Origin of the sequence: Duganella sp. 1411 (assembly GCF_017833525.1) — a bacterium.
Lineage (GTDB): Bacteria > Pseudomonadota > Gammaproteobacteria > Burkholderiales > Burkholderiaceae_D > Rugamonas.
The window spans coordinates 320913-347062 of sequence record NZ_JAFICD010000002.1 but is presented as its reverse complement, the minus strand read 5'-3'; the positions used below and the strand labels follow the sequence as shown (position 1 = coordinate 347062).

The window sequence follows — 26150 nt, the reverse complement described above, 5'->3', positions numbered from 1 at the left end:
CGGCTCCTAGGCGTCGAAACGCAGCACGTAGTGGCCCGCGACCAGATGATGACCGGTCGGCAGCAGATACGGCGCGTCGCTGCCGGCATCGCCGATGCTGGCGACGAACGCCATCTTCTCGTCGAGGTGATACAGCGCCTGGGTGGCGGTCAGCCGGCCGATCTTGTAGCCATCCGGAGTCGCTTCAAAACTGAAAGCGTTGCGCGACAGGCCGATGCGGTCCGCGCTGGCGGCGTTGACGCCGTCGGCGCGCTTGATGAAGCGTGGCGAGTCGAGCAGGCGCAGGGCCGACAGCATCGGCGAATTGCGCCCGAAGGTAAAGCGCGCGCCGCCGGCCACCGCCGCGCCGACGGGCTGCGCGAGGCAGAGCAGGGCGCGATAGCGGTCGGCCATTTCCGGCGCGGCCGGCAGCAGCCGGATCGCCCGTCCATCGACCGGCGTGAAGGTGGATGGCGCGGCGATGCGCTGGCGGCCTTCGGCGGTGCAGGCATACAGTTCGTCGGCCGCGTCGACCACAAAGCTGATCACCGGCGCCGCGTCGGCGGACAAGGCCAGCGCGCGGTCGAACGGCAGCTCCATCGTCTGGGCGCCGGTGTCGCGGTAGCGGCTCAGGCGCGGCAGGGCCAGCGCCACCAGGTTCACGCGCTGCTGGGACAGCGGCGCGTAGGTGGCGTCGCTCTCGCCGGGTTTGTTGGCCGGCTTGTGGCTGACCGGCACGGCGGTCAGTTCCAGCGGCGCGCCGTCGGCGCGGCTTTGCCATACGGCCGGCCTGGCCGGGCCGGCGTGGGCGGCTGGCGCTGCAGCCCGCACCGGCGCCGGATTGATGCTGATACCCTCGCTGGCGCCGGCCTGGGTGCGCATCGGCGCGCCGGACGCGCGTTCGATCTTCAACAGCAGGCGCGGGCTGCCGCCCGGCACCTCGCGCAATGACTTGATCGTGTGGTAGCCGCTGCGCGGATCGAAGCGGCATTCGAGGGCATCCTTGGGCCGCATCTGCACCACCGGCGCCGCATCCGGGCCGTCGTTGATGATCAGGATCGCGCCTTCGGGGCCGAACGGCCAGCCGCTCGCGATCACGCTGGCCGCGCCGCCTTCGCCGCCGATCAGCGCCAGGCGCTGGTTCGGATAGATCGGGCAGACCGGATGCCAGATCGCGCTGTCGCGCGAAACGCTGACATTGAACAGGATTTTTTCATCGGCCGCCGGCAGATAGACCGCGTGGCCGAACTTGACCTCGATCTCGCCGGGCGCCAGCGCCTCGGTGCCGACCACGTCGTAGCGCACCTGGTCGCCCCCGAGCAGGTCGCCGAAGTCCTTTTGATGCAGGGCCGTCAACGTCTGCGCCAGGTCGCGCGCGCGGGCGCCGCGCGTGAGGTGGTAATCGTCGTCGACGTCCTCCTGCGGCAGCATCAGCGTCACGTGCGAGAAGCAGCGGGTGGCGGCGCGGCCCTTGTGCTCGCGCGGGCTGCGCTCGAGCAGGTCGCGCAGCAGCGGGCGCCGCGAGAACAGCGCCAGGCCGGGAGCCTGCCAGATCGCCTCGCCGTTGAAAACGTCGGGAATGCGGCCCAGGACTTCGTGTTGGACATAGATCGGCATGATTCAGTCTCCTTCTAAAGATTGCGCGCTGATCGCACTAAACGCTAGCAGGGGGCAAAGGAAAAACAGCAGATGGCTGCCGCCGGCCGACAGAAAACTCATCGGCTGGCCCATGATCGGGAAGATCGCCAGATTGGTCCCCCACGACAGCAGAAAATGCCCGAGCACGAAGGCGCCGCCGCCGCACAGCGCGAAATAGTGGAAGCGGCCGGACCAGGCCTGGCGGAAGTTGCGGGCGCTGGCGCCGGCCTGGTGGGCGCGCAGCGCGGTCAGCACGATCCCGGTCAGGAAGGCCGCCTGCACGCCCCACAGCAGCAGCGCACCGGCCAGGCCGTGGCGGTTGATGAAGAAGGTGGCGGCAAAGTCGTCCTGCACCGCCGGAATCTGGACCACGCCGCCGGCCGGCTGGCCGAGCGCGCGCAGGCCGAGCCAGTGGTCGGCCCCCAGCCAGCCGCCTTCGCCGATGGCGCGCGCGCCGAGCAGCAGTTGCTGGCCGGTGTGCGGATGTTCGGCGGGGTTCAGCCACACCAGGAAGCGGTCGGCGTAGAAGCCCCAGCGTATCAAGTCGTCGGTGCCGGCGAGGCGCAGGTAGACCACGGCGCCGACGGCGCTCAGCGTGACCGCGACCAGAGCGGCCGTCAGCAGCCGGTGGCGGGCGGCGACCGCGTAGGCCAACGCCATGGCGGTGCTCCACACCAGCAGCAGTATCAGCGGCGAGAAGTCGTCGACCTGCACCAGCGACAGTCCAAGCAGGGCGATAAACAGCAGCGCCGGCGCGATCAGCCGCAGCCAGCGCGCGCCGTGGTCGGCCGGATGCCGGGTTTCGCTGTGCCAGCCGAAGCGCAGCGCCAGGCAATGCGCGGTCAGGGTGGTCAACGCCAGCTTGGCCAGTTCCACCGGCTGCAGGTCGAACACGCCGGTTTCGTCGCCCCACAGCACCTGCGCGGCCAGCGCCGCCAGCGCGACGGCGGCGAACGTCGCCAGCGTCCACTCGATGGCGCGCTGTTGTAGATGCGCGGCGCGCCTGGCCTGGTGCCACGCCCAAACGCGCAGCAGGCCGCCAAGGCCGGCGCCTATCGCCAGCATGGCGGCGCTTTTCTGGTAGTAGCGCAGCCATGACGTTTGCGGCGCGCCGAGGCCGAGCTCCAACTGGGCCAGCAGGCCGACGGCCAGCAGCACGACGCCGGCGGCCGTCAGCAGGGCCAGACGCCCGGGAAAGGTCAGCCAAAGCAGCAGCGCGCAGGCGCCGAGCAGCATCGACAACGCGGCGCTGGGCGGCATGCCGGCGCGTTGCGAAATCAACGCGGAGACGCCGGCGATCAGCAATGTGGCGGCGCCCAGCAGCTTGGCGCCGGAAGCCGCGCGCCGCAGCCAAATGCCGTGCGAAGCCACGGCGCCCGCCGCGCTGACTGCGACGCACGCCAGGCAGACGGCGATGGCGCCCCACAGCGCGTTGGCGTGGCCGCTATTCCACAGCGAGCGCTGTTGCCACTGCCAGTTGACCGCCGCCGGCAGCTTCAAGTCCGGCACGTTGAACAGGTTGACGTGGCGGCTGGGCGTCAGCGTCAACCGGTCGCCGGCTGGCGCCAACTGAAAACGCGTGTGGCCGACGATCATCGCACCCACTCCGCGCAGCGACGCCTCCTGCCGGCGCAAATCCATCTGGACGCCTTCGGCGTGCACCAGCACCGAGGCGCGGTCGCCATCCGGATTGCCGGCCGAGAGCTCCAGGCGACCGTTGACGCGCGCCAGTTGCGCCGCTCCGGGCGTGGTCTGCGCCAGCCCAAGCCGGTTGCCGCAGTACAGATTGCCGCCGAAGGACAAAGGTCGTGCGATCGTCAGCATCGTCGGCATGGCGCGGTTCCACAGCGACAGCGCGCGGCCGGAGAGGCGCGCGTCGGGGCAGTTGGACTGCGCCAGGCCGTCACGGTACAGCACCGCGCCGTCATAGCGCCACGTGTGGCCGTCGCGGTTAAAGACGATGGCGCCCGCATCGGAGGACGTCACGTTGAATAGCGCGCCGTCGATCTGGAAGCTTTGCCCCGCACGCAGCGCCTCGCTGCCCATGCGCTGTTCGGCGCCGTCACGCAACAGGACGACTTGTTTGGACGGACTGATATTGCGCAGCATCCAACCGTCCCGCGCATCGCGGCGCAGCGACAGGTGGGCGCGGTCGGTCTGCGGCGCGGCCAGTTCCCGCTGGCCCAGCGTGATGGTCTCGCCGGGTGCCAGCGCGATGGTGATGGTGGCCGGCAGCCAGCCCGCGGGCGCGCGCAGAAGGGCCAGCGCCTGCAGGCCAAACAGCGCTCCAATCACGGCGAGGGTAGCGGCCAGGCCGACGTTCCGGGCGGCGAAGCGCGCCAGCCAGGCGGCGGCATCGATGGCGATTTCGCCGGGGCGCAGGCCGAGGGCCCATGACAGCGACGGCCCGGCGCCGTGCGGCACGCGCGGCGGCGCCTTGTGCAAACGCAGTGGAGTCGCCATCACGCCCCCTGGATATGGCGCCAGCCGTTGCTGGCGGTGGGCCGGCGCATGGCATGGATCGGATCGGACGGATTGAACGTGCCGCGCGCCGGCTTCACGCCCTGGACCGCGTTGAGCATGCGGCTGATCTGGATCGCATGGCGGGGGCGCTGGGCCGGATCGATATGCAGCAGCGCGCGCAGCAGTTCCAGCGCCGGATCGCGCGCTTCAATCGGCATGGCGAAGGCGAAGCGCGCCTCTTCGTCGGCGGTCAGCGCCTTGGGGATCGCCCCGCCATGCATCTGGCGCAGCAGGTCGGCGCCGGCGGTGTGGTGTTCGCGATAGGCCTGGCCGCAATCGGCGCAAAAGCGCAGCGGCAGGCCGCCGGTCACCATAAAGTAGAACATCGCCCCCAGCGAAAAATAGTCGCTGCGCGGGCCGGTCGCGTAGCCGCCGCCGTCGGCGGGGAAAAACTGTTCCGGCGCCTGCCAGTTGGCGGTGCCGGCATACGAGTGGGCTTGCAGGCTGCCGGCGTGGCGATTGGTGCCGAAGTCGGCCAGCTTGACGGCGTGCCGATGGCGGTCCAGCAGCACGTTTGCCGGCTTCAGGTCCAGATAGCGCCAGCCGTACTGGTGGACCTTGGCCAGCGCCTGGTTGATCTGGCCGATCCAGCTGAGCGCCAAGGGTAGTGGAACGGCGTCTTCGGCGCTCTTGAGGGCGGCCATGTGCTGACCCAGATCGGTCGCCATCAACTCCAGCGCCAGCACGGGCAAGCCCTCATGCCAGCCGCTATCGAGCAAACGCACGATATGGCGTTCGTCCCATGGTTCGAGCGACTGCAGGAACGCGATCTCGTTGTTGGCGCAGTCCACCCAGCGGTCGCGCAGGGCGGGCAGGGCGCGCGCCATCTGCTCCTGGTTGACCAACTTGAGCGCCACGTCGCCGGTGGCGCTGGGCGCACTGGCGCGCCAGATGATGCCGTAGGCCGAACCGCCGATCTGCTCGCGCAGGCGGTAGTGTCCCAATTCCAAAGCGATGATTGCGTCTGCTGTCGTCATGATTTCCCCTCGGCGCTGGCCGTCACGGCTGGCTAGCGGGGGGAGACGAAAAGCAATTTAACTCCGGGGTCAAGTCTAACATTGCTACATGAGCTTGGCAGTACGCGGTCTTACAGCACAGGCCGTGTAGCAATGTTAGACTTGACCCCCGATGATGCGGATGAAAAAAAAGCCTGTCGGTGGACAGGCTTTCTATTTTGACTACGAATTAACGGTCGTAGCGGTCGTGGTGGTGGTGGCCACGGTCCCAGCGGTCGCCGTAATAGTAGTCGCGGCGCGATTCGCGGTAGTAGGGACGGGCCGGCTCCACATACACCACCCGTGGCGGCGGCGCGTAGTAGCGCGGTGGCGGCGCGTAGTACACCGGGGCCGGTTCGTAGTAGACCGGCGCTGGCTGCGAGTAGACGCGCGTTTCGACGTAACGGCCACCGCGGTCGCCGCGATAGCGGTCGCCGGTGTTGATGCTGTTGCCGACCGCCGCGCCAACCAGGCCGCCGACGATGGCGCCGTCACGTCCACCCGCGCTGTTGCCGATCGCGGCTCCCACCACAGCGCCGGCTACCGTGTTAAACCCACGGTCGCTTGCGTAGACCGACGATGTTGCTGTCGCTGCGGCCACTAACGCTACAGCCATAAATTTTTTGCTCAACATGGTGTTCCCCTTGCTGCGGCTCCGGATCGGAATGATTCGTTAGCCATTGATGTCACTATAAATCGCCGGTGGAAAATCACCACCTGTTATACACATGCTTACAAAGGGGGAGTTTTGGTAATGGCTTGTAACAATTAGAGGCGCCGCGCTTCCCATTCGGGCCGCAGCAGGCTGAATATCTGCACGTCCTGGTAGCGGCCATTGATGAAAAAGCTCTGGCGCATCATGCCTTCGGCCGTGAAGCCGCATTTTTGCGCGACCCGGATCGAGGCCACGTTCTCCGGCGCCGACAGCAGCTCGAGCCGGTGGTACTGGTGGACGTTGAACAGGTAATCGATCAATAAACGGCACGCCTCGGTGACATATCCGCGTCCCGACAGCTTGGCGTCGAACAGGCGGTAGCCGATTTCGCGCGTGACCGGCGTGCGGCTTTTGAAGTGCGTGATGACGCCGACGATGTGGTGCAGGCTGTCCTCGATGACAAACAGTTCGCTGTCGTCGGTGACGAAGCTGTTTTGCATGAACTCCTTGCGCAGCGTTTCGGGCGACTTGAAATGGGTCGAGAAATGGTCGCCGCGCGAGGGCAGGTCGTTGACCAGCGCGATGAAGGTGTTCAGATCGGTGCTGACCAGGTGGCGCACCGTGCAAAGTCGTCCCTTGAGCATAGGCGCTTTCTTGAGGCGGTTGAAGGTTCATGGTAGTGCAACGCCGATGACAAATCAATATGGATGACAAGTGCATCACGATCGGTTATCGTTTGATTCGCTCTTGCAACCCACCCACCTTTATACAGGACCCGCATGAAATCCGCCTTCCCGATCAAACTGTCCCTGACCATCCTCGCCGGCTGCATGTTGAGCGCCGGCGCGATCGGCGCCCAGACGCTGGCCAACGATCCCGCCACCCTGGCGCGGATACGCGACAGCGCGATGCAGGAGGATTGGGCGTATGCCCGCCTGGCCGACCTGACCGACCTGGTGGGGCCGCGCCTGTCCGGGTCCGCCGGCGCGGCGGCGGCGGTCGATCAGGTGGCGGCGGCGATGCGCAAGATCGGCGCCAAGGTCACGCTGCAACCGGTCAAGGTGCCGCATTGGGTGCGCGGCGCCGAGACGGCCGAACTGGTCGACTATGCCGGGCGTCCGGCCGGCATCACGCAGAAGGTGGTGCTGACGGCGCTGGGCGGATCGGGCGCCACGCCGGCCGCCGGCCTGACCGCGCCGGTGATCGTGGTGCGCGATTTCGAGGAACTCAAGGCGCGCGCGGCCCAGGTCAAGGGCGCCATCGTGCTGTTCGACGTCGCCTTCGACCAGGAGATGGCCGAGCGTGGCCACGCCGGCCCGGCTTACGGGCGCGGCTCCAACTTCCGCGTCAACGGTCCGAAGGTGGCGGCCGAGATGGGCGCGGCGGCGGCGCTGGTGCGCTCGGTCGGCGGCGCCGACTACCGCATCGCGCACACCGGCGTGACCGGCCTGGTCGACGGCGCCCGCATTCCCGCCGCCGCCGTGACGGCCGAAGACGCGATGCTGATGACACGTTTGTCGGCGCGCGGCCCGGTCAAGATGCATCTGACGCTGACGCCGCAAACCCTGCCCGACGCCGACAGCTTCAACGTCATCGCCGACCTGCCCGGCGGCGACAAGGCCGACGAGGTGGTGATCGTCTCCGGCCACCTCGATTCGTGGGACCTGGCCACCGGCGCGCACGACGACGGCACCGGCGTGGCCGCCGCGATGGCGGTGATCGACACGCTTAATAAGTTGAACCTCAAACCGCGCCGCACGATCCGCGTGATCGCCTGGATGAACGAGGAGAACGGCACGCAGGGCGGCAAGGGTTATTTCGAGGCTAACAAGGACAAGGTTGAGCGGCACTTCGCGGCGATCGAGTCGGACAGCGGCGGCGGCCGGCCGTTTGGCGTGATCGGCAGCGTGCGGCCGTCGGTGGTCAAGTACTTCGCGCCGCTGCAAAAGGCGCTGGAGCCGATCGGCGCGTCGATGTTCGACCGCCGCGACGTCACCGGCGCGGCCGACACCAGCCCGCTGGAGCGCGCCGGCGTGCCGGTGTTCATGCCGCTGGTCGATGCCAGCAGCTATTTCAGCTACCACCACACGCCCGCCGATACGCTGGACAAGGTCAATCCGCTGGAGCTCAAGCGCCACGTGGCCGTGATGACGGGGCTGACCTGGTATCTGGCCAATATGGACGAGAGCATCGGCCGGACGCCCAAGCGCGACGATTGATCGTAGCCGAGGGCGCACCGCTGTTCCACGTAGGGCGGATTAGGCGGAACGCCGTAATCGGCCATCTTTGAGCCGCCGGCGGCGCATGCATGGCGGATTACGCTTCGCTAATCCGCCCTACGTGTTTTAGATGGACGCGTCATTCAGTGGCCATCGGTTCAGAAGGCGTTGAGCGGTATCTTCAGATAGCGCACGCCGTTTTCCTCGGCCTCGGGCAGCTGCCCGGCGCTGATGTTGACCTGGATCGCCGGCAGTATCAGCACCGGCATCTCTAGCGTCGCGTCGCGTTTGGTGCGCATCTCGACGAACTGCTGCTCCGTCACGCCCGCGCGGATGTGGATGTTCTTTTCGTTTTGCTCGGCCACTGTGACCTCCCAGCGCGCCTCGCGGCCGGCCGGCGGATAGTCGTGGCACATGAACAGGCGCGTTTGCGGCGGCAGTGCCAGCAGCTTGCGCACGGAGCGGTACAACGTGGCGGCGCAGCCGCCGGGGAAGTCGCAGCGCGCCGTGCCCACGTCCGGCATGAACATGGTGTCGCCGACAAAGACGGCGTCGCCGATCTGGTAGGCCATGTCGGCCGGCGTGTGGCCCGGCACGTGCAGCGCGCGGGCGCGCAACGCGCCGATGGCGAAGTCCTCGTCCGGCTGGAACAGGTGGTCGAAACTGCGCTCGATGCCCGGCCGCTGCGGGAAAACCCGCGCGAAGGCTTGCTGCACGACCGAGATTTCGGCGCCGATGCCGGTGCGTCCGCCCAGTTGCCGCGACAGGTAGGGCGCGGCCGACAGGTGGTCGGCGTGGGCGTGCGTCTCCAGCAGCCAGGCGGTGTTGAGCCGGTGCGCGCGCACGAAGTCGACCACCAGGTCGGCCGACGCGGTGGAGGTGCGGCCCGACTTCGGGTCGTAATCGAGCACCGAATCGATGATCGCGCAGTCGGTGCCGTCTTTTTCGTATACGACATAGGTGACGGTGCCTGTGGTCTTGTCGTGGAACGCTTGAATAAGTGGCTTCATGAGTTCATTATAATAAATATTCATAACGACCGGGAAAATCGCAGATTTTTTGACCGGAAATCCTCAGGCGTGCGCGTAGGCGTTATCTCTTATGCTAGTCTGTCTATAAACAAGGAGTCAGTCATGGATAAAATTCACTATAAAGGCTGGGAAATCATTCCAACGGCCTTGCCGACCAGCGACAACAAATGGAGCGCCAGTTGCGACATCGAACGCGCCAACGCCAACGGCGTCGAAGTGTTCGAAGGCGCGACCATGCAATTCGTCCGTGACAGCGAAGACGAGGCGATCGCCGCCGCCTGCGACGAGGCCATCCGGCAAATCGACAATATCATCGCCAATCCACTGGTGCGGCTGGCCTGACGGCAGCTTAGCATGTGGCGCGGCGTGTGATACCATAGTCGCATGACCCTGCTCAGAACCTTCATCGTATGGCTGCTGTTGCTGGCGCTCCCTTACCAGGGCTATGCGTCGGCGGCGATGACGCTGTGCGCGCCCGTCGCGCCGGCGACCGCGCACATGGTCATGCCGGCCGGTGCGCATGACCACGCGGCGATGATGGCGGCGATGCAGGATCAGAAAAAAGACGCATCGGCGCACAAGGCGAAGCACGCCCACGGCGGCATCAAATGCGGCGGCGCCGCCTGTTGTGCCGCCGGCGCGCCGTTCTTGCCGCAAGCGCTGGGCGTTCCCATGCTGCCGGCGCTGTCGTCCGCCATCCCGTTCTATTCCGAAGTCCTTCCCGCGGTCGACCTGGCCCATCCCGAACGTCCCCCTCAAGTCAATTTCGCCTGACCCCGCGACAGCTCCGTCCGCGAGCTGCGCAACGCATCCCTTTTTTAAATTAACCTGAGGTGTTGGACATGAACTGTCTGCATAAACTCGCCGGTGGCGCCAGCGTGGCGCTGCTGCTTGGCGGCTGCGCGTCGCTGTCCGGCGATGGCGGCTTCGGCGCCGCCGCCGGCGTCAGCGAACAGCGCACGGGCCTGAGCGCCAGCGTCGCCGGCCGCCTGCCGCGCAACGACGACGACGCCCGCGCGCTGGCCGCCGTCATCGAGAAAAAACTGGGGCAGCCGCTGGCTGTCGACGAAGCGGTGCATATCGCGCTGCTCAACAATCGGGGACTGCAGGCGAGCTATTGGTCGCTCGGCATCGCCGAAGCGGACCTGGTGCAGGCTGGCCGCCTGCAAAATCCCGTGTTCGATTTCAAGCGCAGCCACGGCGGCGGTGAAGTCGCCATCGAACGCACGTTGACCTTCAACCTGCTTGGCCTGATCACCGCGCCGCTGGCCGGGCGGATCGAGGGCCGCCGCTTCGAGCAGACCAAATTGCTGGTCTCGAACGAGGCGCTCAAGGTCGCCGCCGACACCCGCCGCGCTTGGGTGGAGGCGGTGGCCGCCAACCAGAGCGCCGAATACGCCGCGCAGGTCGAGCAATCGGCGCAGGCCAGCGCCGAACTGGCCGACCGCATGCGCAAGGCCGGCAACTGGAGCGCGATGGACGTGGCGCGCGAACAGGCCTACCACGCGCAAACGGTGGCCGACGTCGCCGCCGCGCGCAAGGCGGCCGTCGGCGCGCGCGAAAAGCTGACCCGCCTGATGGGGCTCGATGGCGCGCAGCTCGCGTACACGCTGCCGGAGCATCTGCCAGAGCTGCCGGCCGCGCCGCGCGAGCTGGCCGACATCGAGCGGATCGCCGTCGACGAGCGGCTGGACATCCAGGCCGCCAAACTCGATACCGAGCGCACCGCGTCGACCCTGGGCCTGACCAAGACCACGCGCTTCATCAACGTGCTCGATCTGGGCGCGGTTAGCAACAGCGAAGGCCCGACCAACACGCGCGGCTATGAGCTGACGCTGGAGATCCCGCTGTTCGACTGGGGTTCGACCCGCGTGGCGCGCGCCGAGGCGACCTATATGCAGTCGGTCAACCTGCTGGCGCAGGCGGCGCTCAACGCCCGCAGCGAGGCGCGCGAAAGCTATGCCGACTACCGCTCTTCGTACGAACTGGCGCGCCACTATCGCGATCAGGTCCTGCCGCTGCGTAAAAAAATCGCCGACGAGACGCTGCTGCGCTACAACGGCATGCTGATGAGCGTATTCGAACTGCTGGCCGACGCCCGCGAACAATCGGCCGCCGTCAACGGCTACATCGGCGCGCTGCGGGACTACTGGACCGCGCAAGCCAATCTGGAAGCCGCATTGGGTGGCCGTTTAAGCGGCCGCCTCCCAACCAACAAAGGAGTAACACCATGACCACCCGCAGATCATTCCTCAGCGGCGCGGCCCTGATCGGTGCCGGCATGGTCACCAAGGCCGGCGCGGCTTCGCTGCCGGAGGCGCCGGTGCAATCGTCGGCCGCCACCGCGCCGCCGCTGGTGCCGCCCAACGGCCGCCCTTACAATCCCGTCGTCACGCTCAACGGCTGGACCCTGCCGTGGCGGATGAAGGACGGCGTCAAGGAGTTCCACCTGGTGGCCGAACCGGTGGTGCGCGAGCTGGCGCCCGGCATGACGGCCAACCTGTGGGGCTACAACGGCCAGAGTCCAGGTCCGACCATCGAGGTGGTGGAGGGCGACCGCGTGCGCATCTTCGTCACCAACAAACTGCCCGAGCACACCAGCGTGCACTGGCACGGCCAGCTTCTGCCGAACGGCATGGACGGCGTCACCGGCTTGACGCAGCCCGGCATCCAGCCGGGTAAAACCTTCGTCTATGAATTCGTCGCGCGGCACGCCGGCACCTTCATGTACCACCCGCACGCCGACGAGATGGCGCAGATGGCGATGGGGATGATGGGCTTCTGGATCACGCATCCGAAAGACCCGCGGCAGCACGCGGTGGACCGCGATTTCGTCTTCCTGCTCAGCGCCTACGACATCGATCCGGGCAGCTACACGCCGAAGATCAACACGATGCTCGACTTTAATCTGTGGACCTTCAACAGCCGCGCCTTCCCGGGCATCGATCCGATGGTGGTGCGCAAGAACGACCGGGTGCGCATCCGCGCCGGCAACCTGACGATGACCAACCACCCGATCCACCTGCACGGCCACAGCTTCGAGGTCACGGGTACGGACGGCGGCTGGGTGCGGCCGTCGGCGCGCTGGCCGGAGGTGACCACCGACGTCGCCGTCGGCCAGATGCGGGCCATCGAGTTCATCGCCGACGCGCCGGGCGATTGGGCCTTCCACTGCCACAAATCCCACCACACGATGAACGCGATGGGGCACGGCGTGCCGACCATGATCGGGGTCGACCAAGCCGGCGTGGCCGAGAAGATCAACAAGCTGGTGCCGGGATATATGGCTATGGGCGACAAGGGCGGCTCGATGGACGGCATGCAGATGCCGCTGCCGGAGAACACGCTGCCGATGATGAGCGGGGACGGTCCGTTCGGCGGCGTCGAGATGGGGGGGATGTTCACCACGGTCAAAGTGCGCGAGGGGCTGGCGCGCAACGACTACAAGGACCCGGGCTGGTACCAGCATCCGAAGGGGACGGTGGCCTACGAGTGGCGCGGCGAGGTGCCGCCGGCGCCGCGCGCGCCGGGCGCGGCGCCGTCCAAGCCGGAGGACGCGATGAACGTCAAGCGCGACGCCAAGCACCATCATTAAACGGCGCTGGTTTTAGACCCGCACGGCGATCCACCGCGGGGTCGTACCCAATGGGGTACGACCCCTCTGGTGTGGCCCGTCGGGTTAACTGTCAACATGTGCTCGTGTAGAATTGGTGGACCTGACCCCGGAGTTGCCGTTGGCCGCATGAAAGTATCCCTTTACCCTGAACAAACAGCCTTGCTGTCGTACGTCGGCAAATGGACCTGCATCGCCGGCGCCATCGCCGCGCTGAGCGGCTCGGCCTCCGCCTTCTTCCTGTTCGCGCTCGATGCCGCCACCGGCTGGCGCGAGGCGCACCCGTGGATCGTTTGGCTGTTGCCGCTGGCCGGCTTCGCCGTCGGTTGGCTGTACCTGAAAACCGGTGCCAGTGTCGAGGCCGGCAACAACCTGCTGATCGACGAGATCCACGATCCGCAAAAGGTCGTGCCGCTGCGCATGGCGCCGCTGGTGCTGGTCGGCACCGTCGTCTCCCACCTGTTCGGCGCCTCGGTCGGCCGCGAGGGCACCGCCGTGCAGATGGGCGGAGCGCTGGCCGACCAGCTGACCTACGCGCTGCGGCTGCGCCACGCCGACCGCCGCATCGTGCTCATGGCCGGCATCAGCGCCGGTTTCGCCTCCGTCTTCGGCACGCCGCTGGCCGGCGCCATCTTCGGCATGGAGGTGCTGGCCGTCGGCCGCCTGCGCTACGACGCCATCTTCCCCTGCGTGGTCGCCGCCGTCGCCGCCGACCAGGTGGGCATGGCCTGGGGCGTGCACCACACCCATTACCCGATGGACGCGGTGGTCGCCATCGGCCTGGCCAGCGTCGCCGCCGTGCTGGTGGCCGGCATCGCGTTCGGCCTGGCCGGCATGGCCTTCGCCAAATCCACGCATGCCGCGTCGTCCTTCATGAAGCGCCATGTCCCGTATGCGCCGTTGCGGCCGATGCTCGGCGGCGCGCTCGTCGCCGTCGCCGTGTGGCTGCTCGGCAGCCGCTACATCGGCCTCGGTATCCCGGTGATCGTCGAGGCGTTCCGGCAGCCGCTGGCGCCCTGGGATTTCTTCGGCAAATTCGCTTTCACCGTGGCGTCGCTGGGCAGCGGCTTCAAAGGCGGCGAGGTGACGCCGTTGTTCTTCATCGGCGCCACGCTGGGCAACGCGCTGGCGCCCTTGCTGCACCTGCCTTTCCCGCTGCTGGCGGCGCTGGGCTTTGTCGCCGTGTTCGCGGGGGCGGCCAACACGCCGCTGGCGTCGACCATCATGGCGATCGAGTTGTTCGGGCCGCAGATCGGGCCCTTCGCGGCGCTCGCGTGCGTGGTCGCCTATCTGTTCTCGGGCCGCTGCGGCATCTACCGTTCGCAAAAGGCCGGCATGGCCAAGTACCGCGTGCCGCCGGTGCCGCGCGACCGCTTGCCGCCGCCTTCAGCCAAATGACGCCAGGCCGGCGCCCAGCCCCAGCTTGTCGATCAGGCCGCGCGCGTCGAACGGCGCCCGCACCTTGATGTCGTTGTCGAAGTAGCAGTAGACGTCGCGTTTGGCGCGCGCCGGCGCCGCCTTGTCCGAAATTAGCCGGGCGTCGTGCGGCTGTCCGCCCGTGCTCCAGGCGCGGATGCGCGCGGCCCAGCGTTCCAGCGCCGCGTCGTCGTAGCCGCTGGCGTACAGTTCCTCGGCGCCGTGCAGGCGCAGGTACATGAAGTCGGACGTCACATCCTCGTAGTACGGAAACTTGCCGGCGGTGTCGGCCACCACCAGCGCCACTTTGTATTTGCGCAGCAGCGCCACGAACGCCGGGTCGACGAAGCTGTCGTGGCGGATCTCCAGCGCGTGGCGCAGCTTGTGGTTGGCGTCGATGTCGAGCATGACCTTGCCGTTCATGCGCGGCTCGTGCCGGCGCGCCAGATGCCGCGCCTGTTCCAGGTCGCGCGGCAGCAGGCTGAAAAAATGCTCGAGCCGCTCGGCGTCGAAGCGGAAGTTGGGCGGCAGCTGCCACAGGAACGGTCCGAGTTTTTCCCGCAGCGCCAACACGCCCGAGGCCATGACGTTGGCCAGCGCCTTGTCGATGCCGTCGCCCAGGCGCAGGATGTGGGTCAGGTAGCGGTTGCCCTTGTGGCTGAAGACGAAGCCGGGCGGGGTGGCCGCGTACCAGGCGGCGTAGCTCGACGGCCGCTGCAGCGAGTAGAACGAGCCGTTGAGCTCTATCGTCGGCAGCGCGCGCGAGGCGAATTCGAGCTCGCGCGCCTGCGCCAGATCTTCCGGATAAAACACGCCGCGCCAGCCCTGGTAGCGCCAGCCCGAGATGCCGATATAGATTTTTCCCATGGCTCAATATAGCCAGATCGGCACGCGGGCGGGGCACGATTGCCTATCAGCAGGAACTGTTCGTTTCCGAACGTTGAGTGTCCGGAAATGAACGGGGACGCTGCCGATCCGTTCGTTATCGCGCCGGAAACAGCGGCCCTGCCGCTGGCGCGGACTTTGCTTATATGCATGGAACGTCGCGGACCCCAACAGGTGCCGATATTTTTAACCAACCCGGATCGATATGCATAAAAATTTAACCGTCTTGTTGTTTGCCGCGCTCGCCGTCCAGAATAGCGGGCACGCGGCCGAGATCAATATCGTCGAGCAGGCGGCGGAGGGCGGCGCGGCCATCATCGTGACGCTCGGGCTGTCGATCCTGTTCCTGGCCGTGACGGTCGAGCGCCTGATGCATTTCCGCGCCCGCGCCATCGTCCCCGAGGGACTGGTCGAACGCGTCAAGCCGCTGTGGGCGGCGCAGGATTTCGCCAGGCTTCAGCAACTGCTGGCCGAAGAGGACAGCACGCTGGCGCGCGTGATCGGCTATATGGCCGATCACCGCCAGCATGGATACGCCATCGTCAACAGCGGCGCCGGCGACATCGCCTCGATGGAATTGCGGCACCATCAGCAAAAGGCCTATGCGCTGGCGATCGTCGCCACGGTGGCGCCCATCGTCGGTTTGCTCGGCACCGTGGTCGGCATGATCGACGCCTTCCACGTGATCGCGTTTTCCGAGGGCATGGGTAATCCGGCGCTGCTGGCCGGCGGCATTTCGAAGGCCTTGATCAATACCGCCGGCGGCTTGTGCGTGGCCCTGCCGGCGCTGGCGATGCACCATTTCTTCAAGAACCGCCAGGCGTTTTTCGGGCTGGCGCTGGAAAAAAAGATCAACCACCTGATCGACGAGTGGTTCCTGCACGGCGACGCCGCGCCGCAAAACCTGCACGTGGTGTCCCATGCGCATTAACCTGGGCGAGGACGAACAGCCGGAAATCGGCTTGATCGCGCTGATCGACTGCATCTTCTTCCTGCTGATGTTCTTCATGGTGGCGACGTCGTTCAAACAGCCGGAGCAGCACAAGCCGCAAAAGGAGTTGCCGGTGACGTTGCCGATGTCGCAGGTCAGCCTGGAGCGCGACGAGGCCGGCCCGGCGCCGCTGGTGATCGGTGTCGACAAGAACGGCGAATTGTTCCTCGATGGCGAGCCGGTGTCGACCCAGGCCCTGCACGGGCGCCTGAAAATGGAGGCGGCCCGCGATCCGGCGCGCCGCGTCCGCATCGACGGCGACCAACTGGCGAAGTACCAGGACATCGTGCACGTGCTCGACCTGTGCCAGTTCGAGCGGTTGACCAACATTTCCATGCACACCCGTAGCGCGCGATGAGGATGGACCACGTTGACGAATGGGAGGTCCCGTCCCGCCTGGAGGGCGTGGGGCGGTATGGCCACGTGCTGTTCTCGCTGGCGGCGCACGCGCTGCTGATCGTGCTGCTGTATTACTTCGGTGTCCACCGGGTGCAATTGGCCCGCCAGAGCGAGCAGGTGGATCGGCAAGTGAGCGCCGGCGCCGCGCTGGCAAAGCGCTCCAGCGTTGAAAAGCGCGTGCAGGACATGGCGAAAATCAAGGACTTGTTGGACCAAAGCCGCCCCGGCGCGCCACCGTCCGACGGCGCCGGTGCTGTGGACGAGCCGGACTTCAGCGCCACGTCGCTGCCGACCCGGCCGGAGCGGTTGCTGGCGCAGGCGAGGGAGCTGTCGGCCTCCATCGCCGAGATCGAGAAAGATCTGAAAGCGGCCGAGCTGGCCAGAATCCAGAAGATTCCGCGGGAGCAGGCGCGTAAGCTGCTCGACGCGCCACCGCCGAACGCCACGCCACTGGCGAACGGCGCCCCACCGGCGGATTCCGCGCCGCCGCCGAACGGCGCGCCACGGGCGAACGCCGCGCCACCGCCGAATGGCGCACCACCGGCGAACGGCGCGCCCGGCCAATTGGCAGCGGAAATCGAGCGGCTTGAAACGGAGGCGCGCGCCGCGCTGCTGCGGCGCCAGCAGGACCTCGCCCAACGGCAGGACGGTGTGGCCGTGACCACCGACGCCTCAAGCGGCGAGCAGAGCGGAACCGCCCCGGACCAGGAGGGCGGCGGCGGCGGGGCGGGCAGGATTTTCACCGGCCCCAACGACGGACTATCAGTTGACGGCGAGCGCGGCATGGGCGCCATCGCGCGGCGGATGGCGGCCTTTATCAATCGCGACGTGGTGCTGCCGACAGGGACGGTGCGCAATTACAGCCGCCCCGGCGAGGCGATCTTCAATCCGGGGATCGGCCAGATCCCGCCGGTCGACGCGCACAGGATGACCAAGGGAGTGGGGCGCGTGCTGGGCCGGGGCGGCGAATTCGCCAATCGCGTCTACGTCAACAGCTGGTATTTGATCGGTCCCTTTGACGGCAAGCACGGCAAGGGGCTGTTCTCCAACCATCGTCATCCGCCCGAACAGGGCGTGGTGCTGGACGCCGCGTATGTCGGCAAGGGCGGCCGGCTGTTGAAGTGGCGCTATGTGAGCGCCGCCAGCTATCCGCTGGTGCCGCCGGACCCGGACGAAGATGCGGTGTACTACGGCTATACCGAGCTGATGATGGACCGCGACCAGGATCTGACGCTGTGGCTAGGCGCCGACGACGACGCCCAGGTCTGGGTCAACGATGCGCAAGTCTGGGCCGGCGGCAACATCAATAAGCTGTGGTTCTGGAACGTGTTGTACGACGTGCCCAACACCCATGCGCGGGATCTGAATATGACCGAGGGGCTGCGCAAGGTCCATTTCAGGAAGGGCCGCAACAAAATCTTCTTCAAAATGGCGAACGGGCCGACACGTTTGTTTTTCTCATTGGTGTTGACCAAATAAAGCAGGCGCGGCCACTTCCCTGGAGGTTATATTTATATTAATATCTCGCGTGGTGATTGTTAGAAAGTTAATTCAAACAGGGCGTCCAACATGAAGTCTCATTCCGCCAAGCGGTGGCTGGCCTTGGCGATGCTGCTATGTCTTTCGGCGTCGCCCGCGCGCGCCGCCGCCGACAGGGCGGCCACGGAGCCGGCGATCCCGGTGGTGGAGGTGCCCGGCACGGTGGACGACCGCGACGAGAAATCGTATCGCGACATCCTGGCCGGCATGGACGTGTTCGACAGGGACCGCGATCTGGCGCCGGGAGCGTCGCTGCGCTTCAGGGTCTGGCCGCGCCAGGCAGGCGTGTCCATGGATGGGCTGGTGCTGCAGATCGCCGGGGCGCGCACCAACATCCCGGTGTCGCTGGCGGCGGATCAGACATTTGTCGTGCCGAGGCACGCCGATGCGGTCAACGACAACGCGGTGGTCCAGTTCAACCGCAAGGCCAAGAGCCTGGCGTGGCGCGCCGACGTCCGCAGCCCCGGGGTGCCGCCGAACGCGCGCCGCCTCGGCGATTTGCTGCTCGAATGCAAAGTGGCCATGGCCGGCGACCTGCTCGCCTATGTGCATCATCCGATCAATGTGATGGTCACCAAGCTGGAGAATGCATGCCGCACGATTCCTCTGAATATGTTTTTTTTCGCCGACCGGCCCGTGTTCAGCATCACCCTGGTTGACGGCGAGCGGCGCGCCGTCATGCCCGCCGCGATGCTGCATGGTCCGACGGCGCCGATGATGCCGAGCCAGGAGGACTGGATGTTGTTGCGCGAACGCGTGTTCATGGTCAAGTTCAAGTCGCTGTACGACAAGGGCTGGTCGGATGCCACCTTGCTGCGATTCGACTATATGGACGACGAGCCATCCAGCGTGACCCAGGCGGCGCCGGCGGGCGGGCAGCCATGAGGGGACGATCGGCAATGGATAAAAGCCTGCGGCTGATCGCCTTGCTGGCACTGGCGGCGGTGGCCGGCTGCGCGTCGACCGGCAACGGCGCGGTCAAAACGCTGACCCGGGAGCGGGCCGCGAGCACCATCGTGATCGGCAGCTCGACCAGGGCGGATATCAGCGCGGCGTTCGGTGCCGCCGAGGTCACCAAGTTTTCCAATGGTTATGAAGTGTGGCTGTACCAAGTGGGGTACTCGAAAGCCGTCGACTCGGTGCCGTACGTGAATTTGCTGCTGAGTAGCGCGGACAATACCAGGGAGCTGTCGATCCTGTTTGACCAGGCCGGCGTCGTCAAGAAATACCAATTGATGGATCAGTGAGGTCGGCAGCGCTTGCCGCTGGCGAAAACCGCACTTCGAACCGGCTGCCGCCGCCGTCCCGTTCGGTGTAGCTCAGGCCGGCGTCCAGGCAGGCGCAGATGCGCCGCACCAGCCCCAGGCCGAGCCCCGTCCCGGCCGAGCCGGACTCGCCGGCCGGGGTGCGCTGGTGCGCCAGATGCGCCCGCGCCGCCGGCGGCAGGCCCGGCCCGGTGTCCTCGACCACCAGCGTCCGGTCTTCCAGGCCGACGCGCACCTCTCCCTGATCGGTGTGGATGCAGGCGTTGCGCACCAGGTTGCCGATCAGCGCGACCAGCAACTCGCGCGGCGCCTCGACCGTCAGCGCGGCGCCGCCCGCGTAGCGCAACGTCACCGGCTTGTGCGCGGTCAGCGCCTGGCAACGCGCGCACTCGGCGCCGGCCAGTTCATCGACGCGAACGGCTGTCGTTCCGAGCCGGTCCGGCGCGCGCGCCAGCAGTAGCAGCACGGCCACCGCGTCGGAGGCTTCGCGCGCGGCGCGGTCGATGCGCCCGGCGGCAAGCAGCACCGGCGGCGCGGCCGCCTGCGACAGGATGATTTCGGCGGCGCCGCGGATGACGGTGAGCGGGGTGCGCAACTCGTGGCTGACGTCGCCGGTGAAGAAACGCTCGCGGTCGAGCACGGCCGACAGCTCGGCGGTGCGCGCGGCGAACGCCCGCGCCAGCTCGCCCAGTTCGTCGGACTGGTCCAGCGCCGGCAAGGGTTCGCGGCGCGCCTCGACGGCGGCGGCCAGCGCCATGATGGGCGTGACCACGCGGCGGCCGATGAAGGCGCCGAACATCAGCGACGACAGCAGGAAGCCGGCGAAGCCGACGGCGAACATGCCATACACCAGCAGCTCGATCGCATCGTAGTCGCTGTGGTGGTCGACGACGACGAACTCGCCCTGCGTGTCGTGGCCGCTGAACACGTGGAGCCGGGCGCCGGTGAGCGCGATGCGCGAGGCGCCGCCCGGCAGTCCGCGCAGCGCCTTGGGGATCTCGGCGTCGTGGTGGAAGCTCAGTCCGGCCGGCAGTTCGACCGGCAGGTGGCCGGCATAACGCGGCGAGGCCCAGTTGGCCACTTCCGCCAGCCGCTGGTTCACCAGCCGCCCTTCGACGCGCTCGACCGCCTGGGCGGCGATCACGGCGAACGAGGCGCTGGCGATCGAGGCGAACACCAGGTAGGCGAGCACGATGCGGCGGCTGAGGGAACGGAAGGGGGGCATCACCGGTGGGCTGTGGGGGATCGATGCCGGGCCCGGCGGGCGCGACGCTCGGCAATTATGGTCATGCCGGCCGGGCGGCGCAACGCCCGGCCGGCGTATTTTTAGCGGTGTGGCGGGGCGCCGACTGTTTAACGCGCGCTTAACGCGCGGGCGGGTAGAGTTGTCGCCGGCGCGGTCAGCGTCGCCACGCCAGCAGCAGCACCCCGGCGGCGATCAGGGCGATGCCCGACCAGTCGCGGGGGGAGGGGCGCTCGCCGAGGAACGCGAAGGCGAACAGCGCCACCAGCACCAGGCTGAACTTGTCGACCGGCGCCACCTTGGAGGCCGGGCCGAGTTGCAGCGCGCGGAAGTAGCAGACCCACGACGCGCCGGTCGCCAGCGCCGACAGCACCAGGAACAGCCAGGTCCTGGCCGGCAACCGCAAGGGATTGCTCCATTTGCCGGCGTACGCCACGAACAGGCCCAGCACGATCATGACCACCAGCGTGCGGATCAGCGTCGCTAGGTCGGAGTCGACCCCCTGGATGCCGATTTTGGCGAAGATGGCCGTCAGCGCGGCGAACACCGCCGACAGCATCGCCCAGTACAACCAGCCGTTTTGCGTCGCCATGGCACACTCCATTCAAGGTTTGCGGATCAGGTCGTCCGGCGCGACTATGGCATGGTCTGTCGCCGGCCCGACGCCTTTCGGAGCGGAAACGCACGGGCCGGCGCCATGTATGGTGAAAGCCGCGTGGCCGGCGCCGTGCTGGCTTTCCATGCGGCTTGCGCTGCCATTGCCGGCCGGCCAAACGGCGCTTGATCGCGTCGGCTAATCTGGAACACAATACGGTGACATTACAACCCGACCTGTCCCATGACCGCAAGCCCGCCCAGCGCTCCCAGTCGTCCCGTTCGTGTGCGCGGCGTCCACGTGGCGCTGGCCGTGTCCGCCTCGCTGCTGTTGTGGGCCGACCGCTACAGCGATCTCGACTTGCTGGTGGCCGACTGGATGTTCGACCACGCCAGCGGCACCTTCCCATGGCGCGGCGCCTGGCTGGCCGACCGCTTCAACCACGGCATCCTCAAAAGCTGGCTACAGGTGCTGGGCGTGGCCACGCTGGCGGTGGCGGCCTGGGACTGGTGGCGCCCGCGACCGGGCTGGACGGCGTCGCGGCGCATCGGCTTGCGGGTGCTGGCGTCGGCGGCGGTGCTGGTGCCGACCGTCGTCAGTCTGCTCAAGCGCGTGAGCGCGTCGCATTGCCCCTGGGACTTGCAGCGCTACGGCGGCAGCGAGCCGTACGTGCGTCTGCTGGAGGCGGTGCCGGCGGGCGTGTCTTCCGGCCATTGCATGCCCGCCGGCCACGCCTCCGGCGCCTTGTGGCTGCTGGCCCTGGCCGTGTTCTGGCTGCCGCACCAACCGCGCAAGGCCGCCGCCGCCGGGGCCGCGATGCTGGTGTTCGGTTTCACGGTGGGCTGGATCCAGCAGTTGCGCGGCGCGCACTTCCTGACGCACACCTTGTGGTCGATCTGGATCGCCGTGCTGATCGTCGATAGCCTGTATCGGTACTTCGCACCGGTGCCCTTAAAAAAACTATAGACGACCGGTCTAATCGTTGCTATAGTGCGGTCATGAACAAGGCAACCACCACCGAATCCGTCGACGTCCGGGACCACATCCTGGCCACCGGCCAGCGCATCATGGCCGGCAAGGGCTACTCGGCGGTCGGGCTCAATGAAATATTGACCAGCGCCGGCGTGCCGAAGGGGTCGTTCTACCATTACTTCGGCTCCAAGGACGCGTTCGGCGAGGCGATGCTCGACAGCTACTTTGACGACTATCTGGCGGATCTGGATGCCACGCTGGCCCAACCCGGCCTGACCATGGCGCAGCGCCTGCTGAACTACTGGACCGTCTGGCGCGAGACACAATCGTTCTTCGATTGCCAGGGCAAATGCCTGGCGGTCAAGCTGGCCGCCGAAGTGGCGGATTTGTCGGAAGCGATGCGCCTGGCGCTGAAGCGGGGCACGTCGGGCATCGTCGAGCGGCTGGCGCGCGCCATCGAAGCCGGCGCGGCCGAAGGCTCGCTGAAGGTCGACGGCAGTGCCGACGTGGTCGCCCAAAGCCTGTATCAACTCTGGCTCGGCGCCAGCGTCATGGTGAAGATCGAGCGCGACACGGCCGCTTTCGAGACCGCGATGGCGACCACCCGCAGAATTCTCGCTCTGCCGCCCACATGAGCGGCAGATCGGTATGCATTTCCCCGGAAATGCTTTTTTTTGCCACATAAATAGACGACCGGTCTAATAGTGGCGATGTGATTTACTTTAGGAGAAACAGCATGAAAAAAGTACTGATGGTTTTGACTTCCCACGACACGCTCGGCGACACCGGCCGCAAGACCGGCTTCTGGCTGGAAGAGCTGGCCGCGCCGTACTACACCTTCAAGGATGCCGGCGTGGAGGTGGTGCTGGCCTCGCCCAAGGGCGGCCAGCCGCCGCTGGACCCGAAAAGCAACGAGCCGTCGTTCCAGACCGACTTGACGCGCCGCTTCGAGGCGGACGCCGCCGCCAATGCCCAGCTGGCCGCCACGGTGCGCCTCGATGCGGTCACGCAGGCCGATTTCGACACGGTCTTCTATCCGGGCGGCCACGGCCCGCTGTGGGATCTGGCCGAGGACCGCCACTCGATCGCGCTGATCGAATCGTTCGTCGCGGCCGGCAAGCCGGTGGGGCTGGTGTGCCACGCGCCCGGCGTGCTGCGCCACGTCAAAAACGCGGACGGTCGCCCGCTGGTCGAGGGCAAGCGGGTCACCGGCTTCACCAACACCGAAGAGGAGGGCGTGGGGCTGACCGATGTGGTGCCGTTCCTGGTCGAGGACGAGCTGAAGGCCAAGGGCGGCGTGTATTCCAAGGGCCCGGACTGGGGTTCGTATGTCGTCGGCGACGGCCTGCTGATCACCGGCCAGAATCCGGGCTCCTCGACCGAGGCGGCCGCGCTGCTGCTCCAGCGCATCGCCTGAGCGTGAGCCGCCGCCCGGCGGCTTAGCGCTGCAGGCAGGGACGCTTGGGATCGAACTGCCAGCCCGGCACCAGGAATTGCATGGCCGCCGCGTCGTCGCGCGCGCCCAGGCCCAGGTTCTTGTAGGCCTGGTGCGCCTGTTCCAGTTCGGCTTCGTCGAGCTCGATACCCAGGCCCGGCTTCGCTGGCACGTGCACCCGGCCGCCTTCGATCTTGAGCGGTTCCCTGGTCAGGCGCTGCCCGTCCTGCCAGATCCAGTGGGTGTCGATGGCGGTGACCTTGCCGGGCGCCGCCGCGCCCACATGGGTGAACATGGCGAGCGAGATGTCGAAGTGGTTGTTCGAGTGCGAGCCCCAGGTGAGGCCGAACATCTGGCACAGTTCGGCCACGCGGACCGAACCCTGCATGGTCCAGAAGTGCGGATCGGCCAGCGGAATGTCGACCGATTGCAGCGCGATCGAGTGGGCCATCTGGCGCCAGTCGGTGGCGATCATGTTGGTGGCGGTTGGCAGGCCGGTGGCGCGGCGGAATTCGGCCAGCACCTCGCGTCCCGAGAAGCCGTGCTCGGCGCCGCACGGGTCTTCGGCGTAGGCCAGGATGCCGTGCTTGTCGCGGCACACCCGCACCGCCTCCTCGAGCGACCAAGCGCCATTCGGGTCGAGCGTGATGCGCGCGTCCGGGAAGCGCTCATGCATGGCGACGATCGCCTCCATCTCGGCGTCGGCCGACAGCACGCCGCCCTTGAGCTTGAAGTCCGAGAACCCGTAGCGCGCGCGCGCCGCCTCGCACAGGCGCACCACGGCCTCCGGCGTCAGCGCTTCCTCGTTGCGCACGCGGAACCAGTCGTCGCCGGCGTCCCGTTCGTCGCGGTAGCCGAGCGTGGTTTTGTGGCGGTCGCCCACGTAGAACAGATAACCCAGCATTTCCACGGCCTGGCGCTGGATGCCTTCGCCGAGCAGTTCGGCCACGGGCACGTCCAGGAATTGTCCCAGCAAGTCCAGCAATGCCGACTCGACGGCCGTGACGGCGTGGATGGTGGTGCGCAAGTCGAAGGTCTGGTTGCCGCGCCCGCCGGCGTCGCGGTCGGCGAAGGCGGTCCGCATCGTGTTGAGCACGCTGTTGTAGCGGGACAGCGGCTGGCCGACGATGAGCTCGCGCGCGTCGTCGATGGTCTTGCGGATCATCTCGCCGCCGGGGACCTCGCCCAGGCCGGTGTTGCCCGCGCTGTCGGTGAGAATCACGATATTGCGGGTGAACCAGGGGCTGTGCGCGCCGCTCAGGTTGAGCAGCATGCTGTCCTGGCCGGCGACGGGGACGACCCGCAGCGAGGTGACGACGGGGGTATTGGTGACGGTGGTTTTCATGGGGTCTTCTTTAATGAGGGGGACGTTTATGGCTTCAAGGATTTGACCAGCTTGACGCGCTCGATGTCGCCGACGACGAACAGGTAGCAGGCCACGGCCAGCGCCGCGTTGGCGCCGACGAACAGCAGCGCGCCGGAAAACGAGCCGGTGTTCTGGACGATGTAGCCGATCACGATCGGCGTGGTGATGCCGGCGGTGTTGCCGAAGGTGTTGAACAGCGCGCCGCTCAGGCCGCCGGCCTCCTTGGGCGAGGTGTCCGACACGACGGCCCAGCCGAGCGCGCCGATGCCCTTGCCGAAGAAGGCCAGCGACATCACGGCCACGACCAGGGTGTCGGCGTCGACGTAGTTGCAGGCGATCATGCTCATCGACAACACCATGCCGATGACGATGGGCACCTTGCGCGACACCGACAGCGAGTAGCCGGCCTTGGCCAGGCGGTCCGACATCCAGCCGCCGACGATGCCGCCCAAAAAGCCCGCGACCGCCGGCAGCGAGGCCACGAAGCCGGCCTTGAGAATCGTCATGTGGCGCTCCTGCACCAGGTAGACGGGAAACCAGGTCAGGAAGAAATAGGTGAGCGTGGTGATGCAGTATTGGCCGATGTAGACGCCCAGCAGCATGCGGTTGGCCAGCAATTCCTTGATGCAGGCCAGGGTGTCCACCTGCGCCGGCCGCCCGGCGCCGCCGCGCTGCTCCAGGTCGACCAGGGCGCCGCCTTGCTGGATGTAGTGCAGTTCGCTGGCGTTGACGCGCGGATGTTCCCTCGGCCCGTAGATGGTCTTCAGCCAGATCAGCGACATCAGGATGCCGAGGCCGCCCATCACGTAGAACACGCTGTGCCAGCCGTGGGTGTGCACCAGCCACCCCATGATGGGGGCGAACAGCACGGTGGCGAAGTACTGGGCGGAATTGAAGATGGCGGCGGCCAGGCCGCGCTCGTTGGTCGGAAACCAGGCCGACGCGATGCGGCTGTTGCCGGGGAAGGAGGGCGCCTCGGCCAGCCCCACCAGCATGCGCAGCGCGAACAGCACCGCCACGGCCGCGCCGCCGGTGAAGAAGCCGGCCGCGCCGGTGAACAGCGTGAACAGCGACCACAGGAAAATGCTGAAGAAGTAGGTGATGCGGGAGCCGAAGCGGTCCAGCAGCCAGCCGCCGGGGATCTGGGCCAGCACATACGACCAGGCGAAGGCGGAAAACACAAAGCCCATCTGGACGGCGGAGAGGCCGAGTTCCTTCTTGATTTCGGGCCCGGCGATCGAGATGGTGGCGCGGTCGGCGTAATTGATGGTGGTGATCGCGAACAACATCGCGAGGATCATCCAGCGCGTGCGCGTCCGGCCTTGGGCGGCGCCCGCTGCGGCGCCGGTGTTGATTTGTTCCATATAGTCTCCGTTGATCGTCGTAGGCCG

25 protein-coding genes are annotated in these 26150 nt (G+C 67.1%); 14 read left to right on the top strand and 11 right to left on the bottom strand.

The features are described from left to right. Positions 1–6: 6 nt before the first annotated feature. From JOD97_RS13170 to JOD97_RS13150, 5 genes are all read right to left on the bottom strand, one after another. Positions 7–1596, bottom strand: a complete 1590-nt coding sequence (locus JOD97_RS13170) for a hypothetical protein (protein WP_209718172.1) — start codon at positions 1594–1596, stop codon at positions 7–9. Positions 1597–1599: 3 nt separating this feature from the next. Then, the gene (locus JOD97_RS13165; protein WP_209718170.1) at positions 1600–4080 is read right to left on the bottom strand and encodes an FtsW/RodA/SpoVE family cell cycle protein; all 2481 of its coding nucleotides are present in this window, start codon (positions 4078–4080) and stop codon (positions 1600–1602) included. Beyond that, on the bottom strand, positions 4080–5117 hold the full coding sequence (locus tag JOD97_RS13160; protein WP_209718168.1) for a serine/threonine-protein kinase: 1038 nt from the start codon (positions 5115–5117) through the stop codon (positions 4080–4082). Before JOD97_RS13160 ends, JOD97_RS13165 begins: the two co-directional genes overlap by 1 nt. Before the next feature lie 208 nt (positions 5118–5325). Next, a complete protein-coding gene (locus tag JOD97_RS13155) occupies positions 5326–5736 on the bottom strand; it encodes a glycine zipper 2TM domain-containing protein (protein WP_373999876.1) in 411 nt (136 codons plus the stop codon). A 167-nt stretch (positions 5737–5903) separates the two neighbouring features. Further along, on the bottom strand, positions 5904–6434 hold the full coding sequence (locus JOD97_RS13150; RefSeq protein WP_209718163.1) for a GNAT family N-acetyltransferase: 531 nt from the start codon (positions 6432–6434) through the stop codon (positions 5904–5906). A gap of 135 nt (positions 6435–6569) precedes the next feature. On the opposite strand from JOD97_RS13150, the gene JOD97_RS13145 reads away from it, so the two are divergent. Continuing rightward, on the top strand, positions 6570–8009 hold the full coding sequence (locus JOD97_RS13145) for a M20/M25/M40 family metallo-hydrolase (protein WP_209718159.1): 1440 nt from the start codon (positions 6570–6572) through the stop codon (positions 8007–8009). Between the two features lie 158 nt (positions 8010–8167). On the opposite strand, the gene JOD97_RS13140 is transcribed toward JOD97_RS13145, so the two are convergent. Then, positions 8168–9019 (bottom strand): MBL fold metallo-hydrolase, encoded by an 852-nt coding sequence (locus JOD97_RS13140; protein ID WP_209718157.1) that lies wholly within the window; start codon positions 9017–9019, stop codon positions 8168–8170. A gap of 123 nt (positions 9020–9142) precedes the next feature. On the opposite strand from JOD97_RS13140, the gene JOD97_RS13135 reads away from it, so the two are divergent. The 5 genes from JOD97_RS13135 (at position 9143) to JOD97_RS13115 (ending at position 14051) form a co-directional block, all read left to right on the top strand. Continuing rightward, positions 9143–9382 (top strand): hypothetical protein, encoded by a 240-nt coding sequence (locus JOD97_RS13135; RefSeq protein WP_090321653.1) that lies wholly within the window; start codon positions 9143–9145, stop codon positions 9380–9382. Between the two features lie 42 nt (positions 9383–9424). Next, entirely contained in the window at positions 9425–9814 is a 390-nt protein-coding gene (locus JOD97_RS13130) for a hypothetical protein (RefSeq protein ID WP_209718154.1), read from the top strand. Between the two features lie 68 nt (positions 9815–9882). Continuing rightward, the gene (locus tag JOD97_RS13125) at positions 9883–11274 is read left to right on the top strand and encodes a TolC family protein (RefSeq protein WP_209718151.1); all 1392 of its coding nucleotides are present in this window, start codon (positions 9883–9885) and stop codon (positions 11272–11274) included. After that, positions 11271–12635 carry a multicopper oxidase family protein gene (locus JOD97_RS13120; RefSeq protein ID WP_209718148.1) on the top strand — a complete coding sequence of 455 codons (1365 nt, stop codon included), beginning with the start codon at positions 11271–11273 and terminating at the stop codon, positions 12633–12635. Before JOD97_RS13125 ends, JOD97_RS13120 begins: the two co-directional genes overlap by 4 nt. A gap of 147 nt (positions 12636–12782) precedes the next feature. Beyond that, a complete protein-coding gene (locus JOD97_RS13115; protein WP_209718145.1) occupies positions 12783–14051 on the top strand; it encodes a voltage-gated chloride channel family protein in 1269 nt (422 codons plus the stop codon). On the opposite strand, the gene JOD97_RS13110 is transcribed toward JOD97_RS13115, so the two are convergent. Further along, positions 14040–14936 carry a DUF72 domain-containing protein gene (locus JOD97_RS13110; protein WP_209718142.1) on the bottom strand — a complete coding sequence of 299 codons (897 nt, stop codon included), beginning with the start codon at positions 14934–14936 and terminating at the stop codon, positions 14040–14042. The genes JOD97_RS13115 and JOD97_RS13110 overlap by 12 nt on opposite strands. A 223-nt stretch (positions 14937–15159) precedes the next feature. Here JOD97_RS13110 and JOD97_RS13105 point away from each other — a divergent pair, with 223 nt between their 5' ends. The 5 genes from JOD97_RS13105 to JOD97_RS13085 all read left to right on the top strand — a co-directional run bounded on the left by JOD97_RS13105 (position 15160) and on the right by JOD97_RS13085 (position 19130). Then, positions 15160–15885, top strand: coding sequence for a MotA/TolQ/ExbB proton channel family protein (locus JOD97_RS13105; protein ID WP_209718140.1), 726 nt, complete (start codon positions 15160–15162; stop codon positions 15883–15885). After that, on the top strand, positions 15875–16303 hold the full coding sequence (locus JOD97_RS13100) for a biopolymer transporter ExbD (RefSeq protein ID WP_209718137.1): 429 nt from the start codon (positions 15875–15877) through the stop codon (positions 16301–16303). The genes JOD97_RS13105 and JOD97_RS13100 overlap by 11 nt, the downstream gene beginning before the upstream one ends. Before the next feature lie 2 nt (positions 16304–16305). After that, positions 16306–17823 (top strand): hypothetical protein, encoded by a 1518-nt coding sequence (locus JOD97_RS13095; protein ID WP_209718134.1) that lies wholly within the window; start codon positions 16306–16308, stop codon positions 17821–17823. A gap of 90 nt (positions 17824–17913) precedes the next feature. Then, entirely contained in the window at positions 17914–18768 is an 855-nt protein-coding gene (locus JOD97_RS13090) for a hypothetical protein (protein WP_209718132.1), read from the top strand. Between the two features lie 14 nt (positions 18769–18782). Then, positions 18783–19130, top strand: a complete 348-nt coding sequence (locus tag JOD97_RS13085; protein ID WP_209718129.1) for a hypothetical protein — start codon at positions 18783–18785, stop codon at positions 19128–19130. On the opposite strand, the gene JOD97_RS13080 is transcribed toward JOD97_RS13085, so the two are convergent. Further along, positions 19102–20373, bottom strand: a complete 1272-nt coding sequence (locus JOD97_RS13080; protein WP_209718128.1) for an ATP-binding protein — start codon at positions 20371–20373, stop codon at positions 19102–19104. The genes JOD97_RS13085 and JOD97_RS13080 overlap by 29 nt on opposite strands. Positions 20374–20548: 175 nt before the next feature. Continuing rightward, positions 20549–20983 carry an EamA family transporter gene (locus JOD97_RS13075; RefSeq protein ID WP_209718126.1) on the bottom strand — a complete coding sequence of 145 codons (435 nt, stop codon included), beginning with the start codon at positions 20981–20983 and terminating at the stop codon, positions 20549–20551. A gap of 246 nt (positions 20984–21229) precedes the next feature. Here JOD97_RS13075 and JOD97_RS13070 point away from each other — a divergent pair, with 246 nt between their 5' ends. From JOD97_RS13070 to JOD97_RS13060, 3 genes are all read left to right on the top strand, one after another. Next, a complete protein-coding gene (locus JOD97_RS13070; protein WP_209718123.1) occupies positions 21230–21952 on the top strand; it encodes a phosphatase PAP2 family protein in 723 nt (240 codons plus the stop codon). A gap of 32 nt (positions 21953–21984) precedes the next feature. Then, complete coding sequence (locus tag JOD97_RS13065; RefSeq protein WP_209718121.1) at positions 21985–22593, top strand: TetR/AcrR family transcriptional regulator; 609 nt, start codon at positions 21985–21987, stop codon at positions 22591–22593. 101 nt (positions 22594–22694) lie between these two features. After that, on the top strand, positions 22695–23375 hold the full coding sequence (locus tag JOD97_RS13060) for a type 1 glutamine amidotransferase domain-containing protein (RefSeq protein ID WP_209718118.1): 681 nt from the start codon (positions 22695–22697) through the stop codon (positions 23373–23375). Between the two features lie 22 nt (positions 23376–23397). Here JOD97_RS13060 and gudD read toward each other — a convergent pair whose 3' ends face one another. After that, entirely contained in the window at positions 23398–24738 is a 1341-nt protein-coding gene (gene gudD / locus JOD97_RS13055) for a glucarate dehydratase (RefSeq protein WP_209718115.1), read from the bottom strand. 26 nt (positions 24739–24764) lie between these two features. Further along, a complete protein-coding gene (locus JOD97_RS13050; RefSeq protein WP_209718112.1) occupies positions 24765–26123 on the bottom strand; it encodes an MFS transporter in 1359 nt (452 codons plus the stop codon). Between the last annotated feature and the right edge of the window lie 27 nt (positions 26124–26150).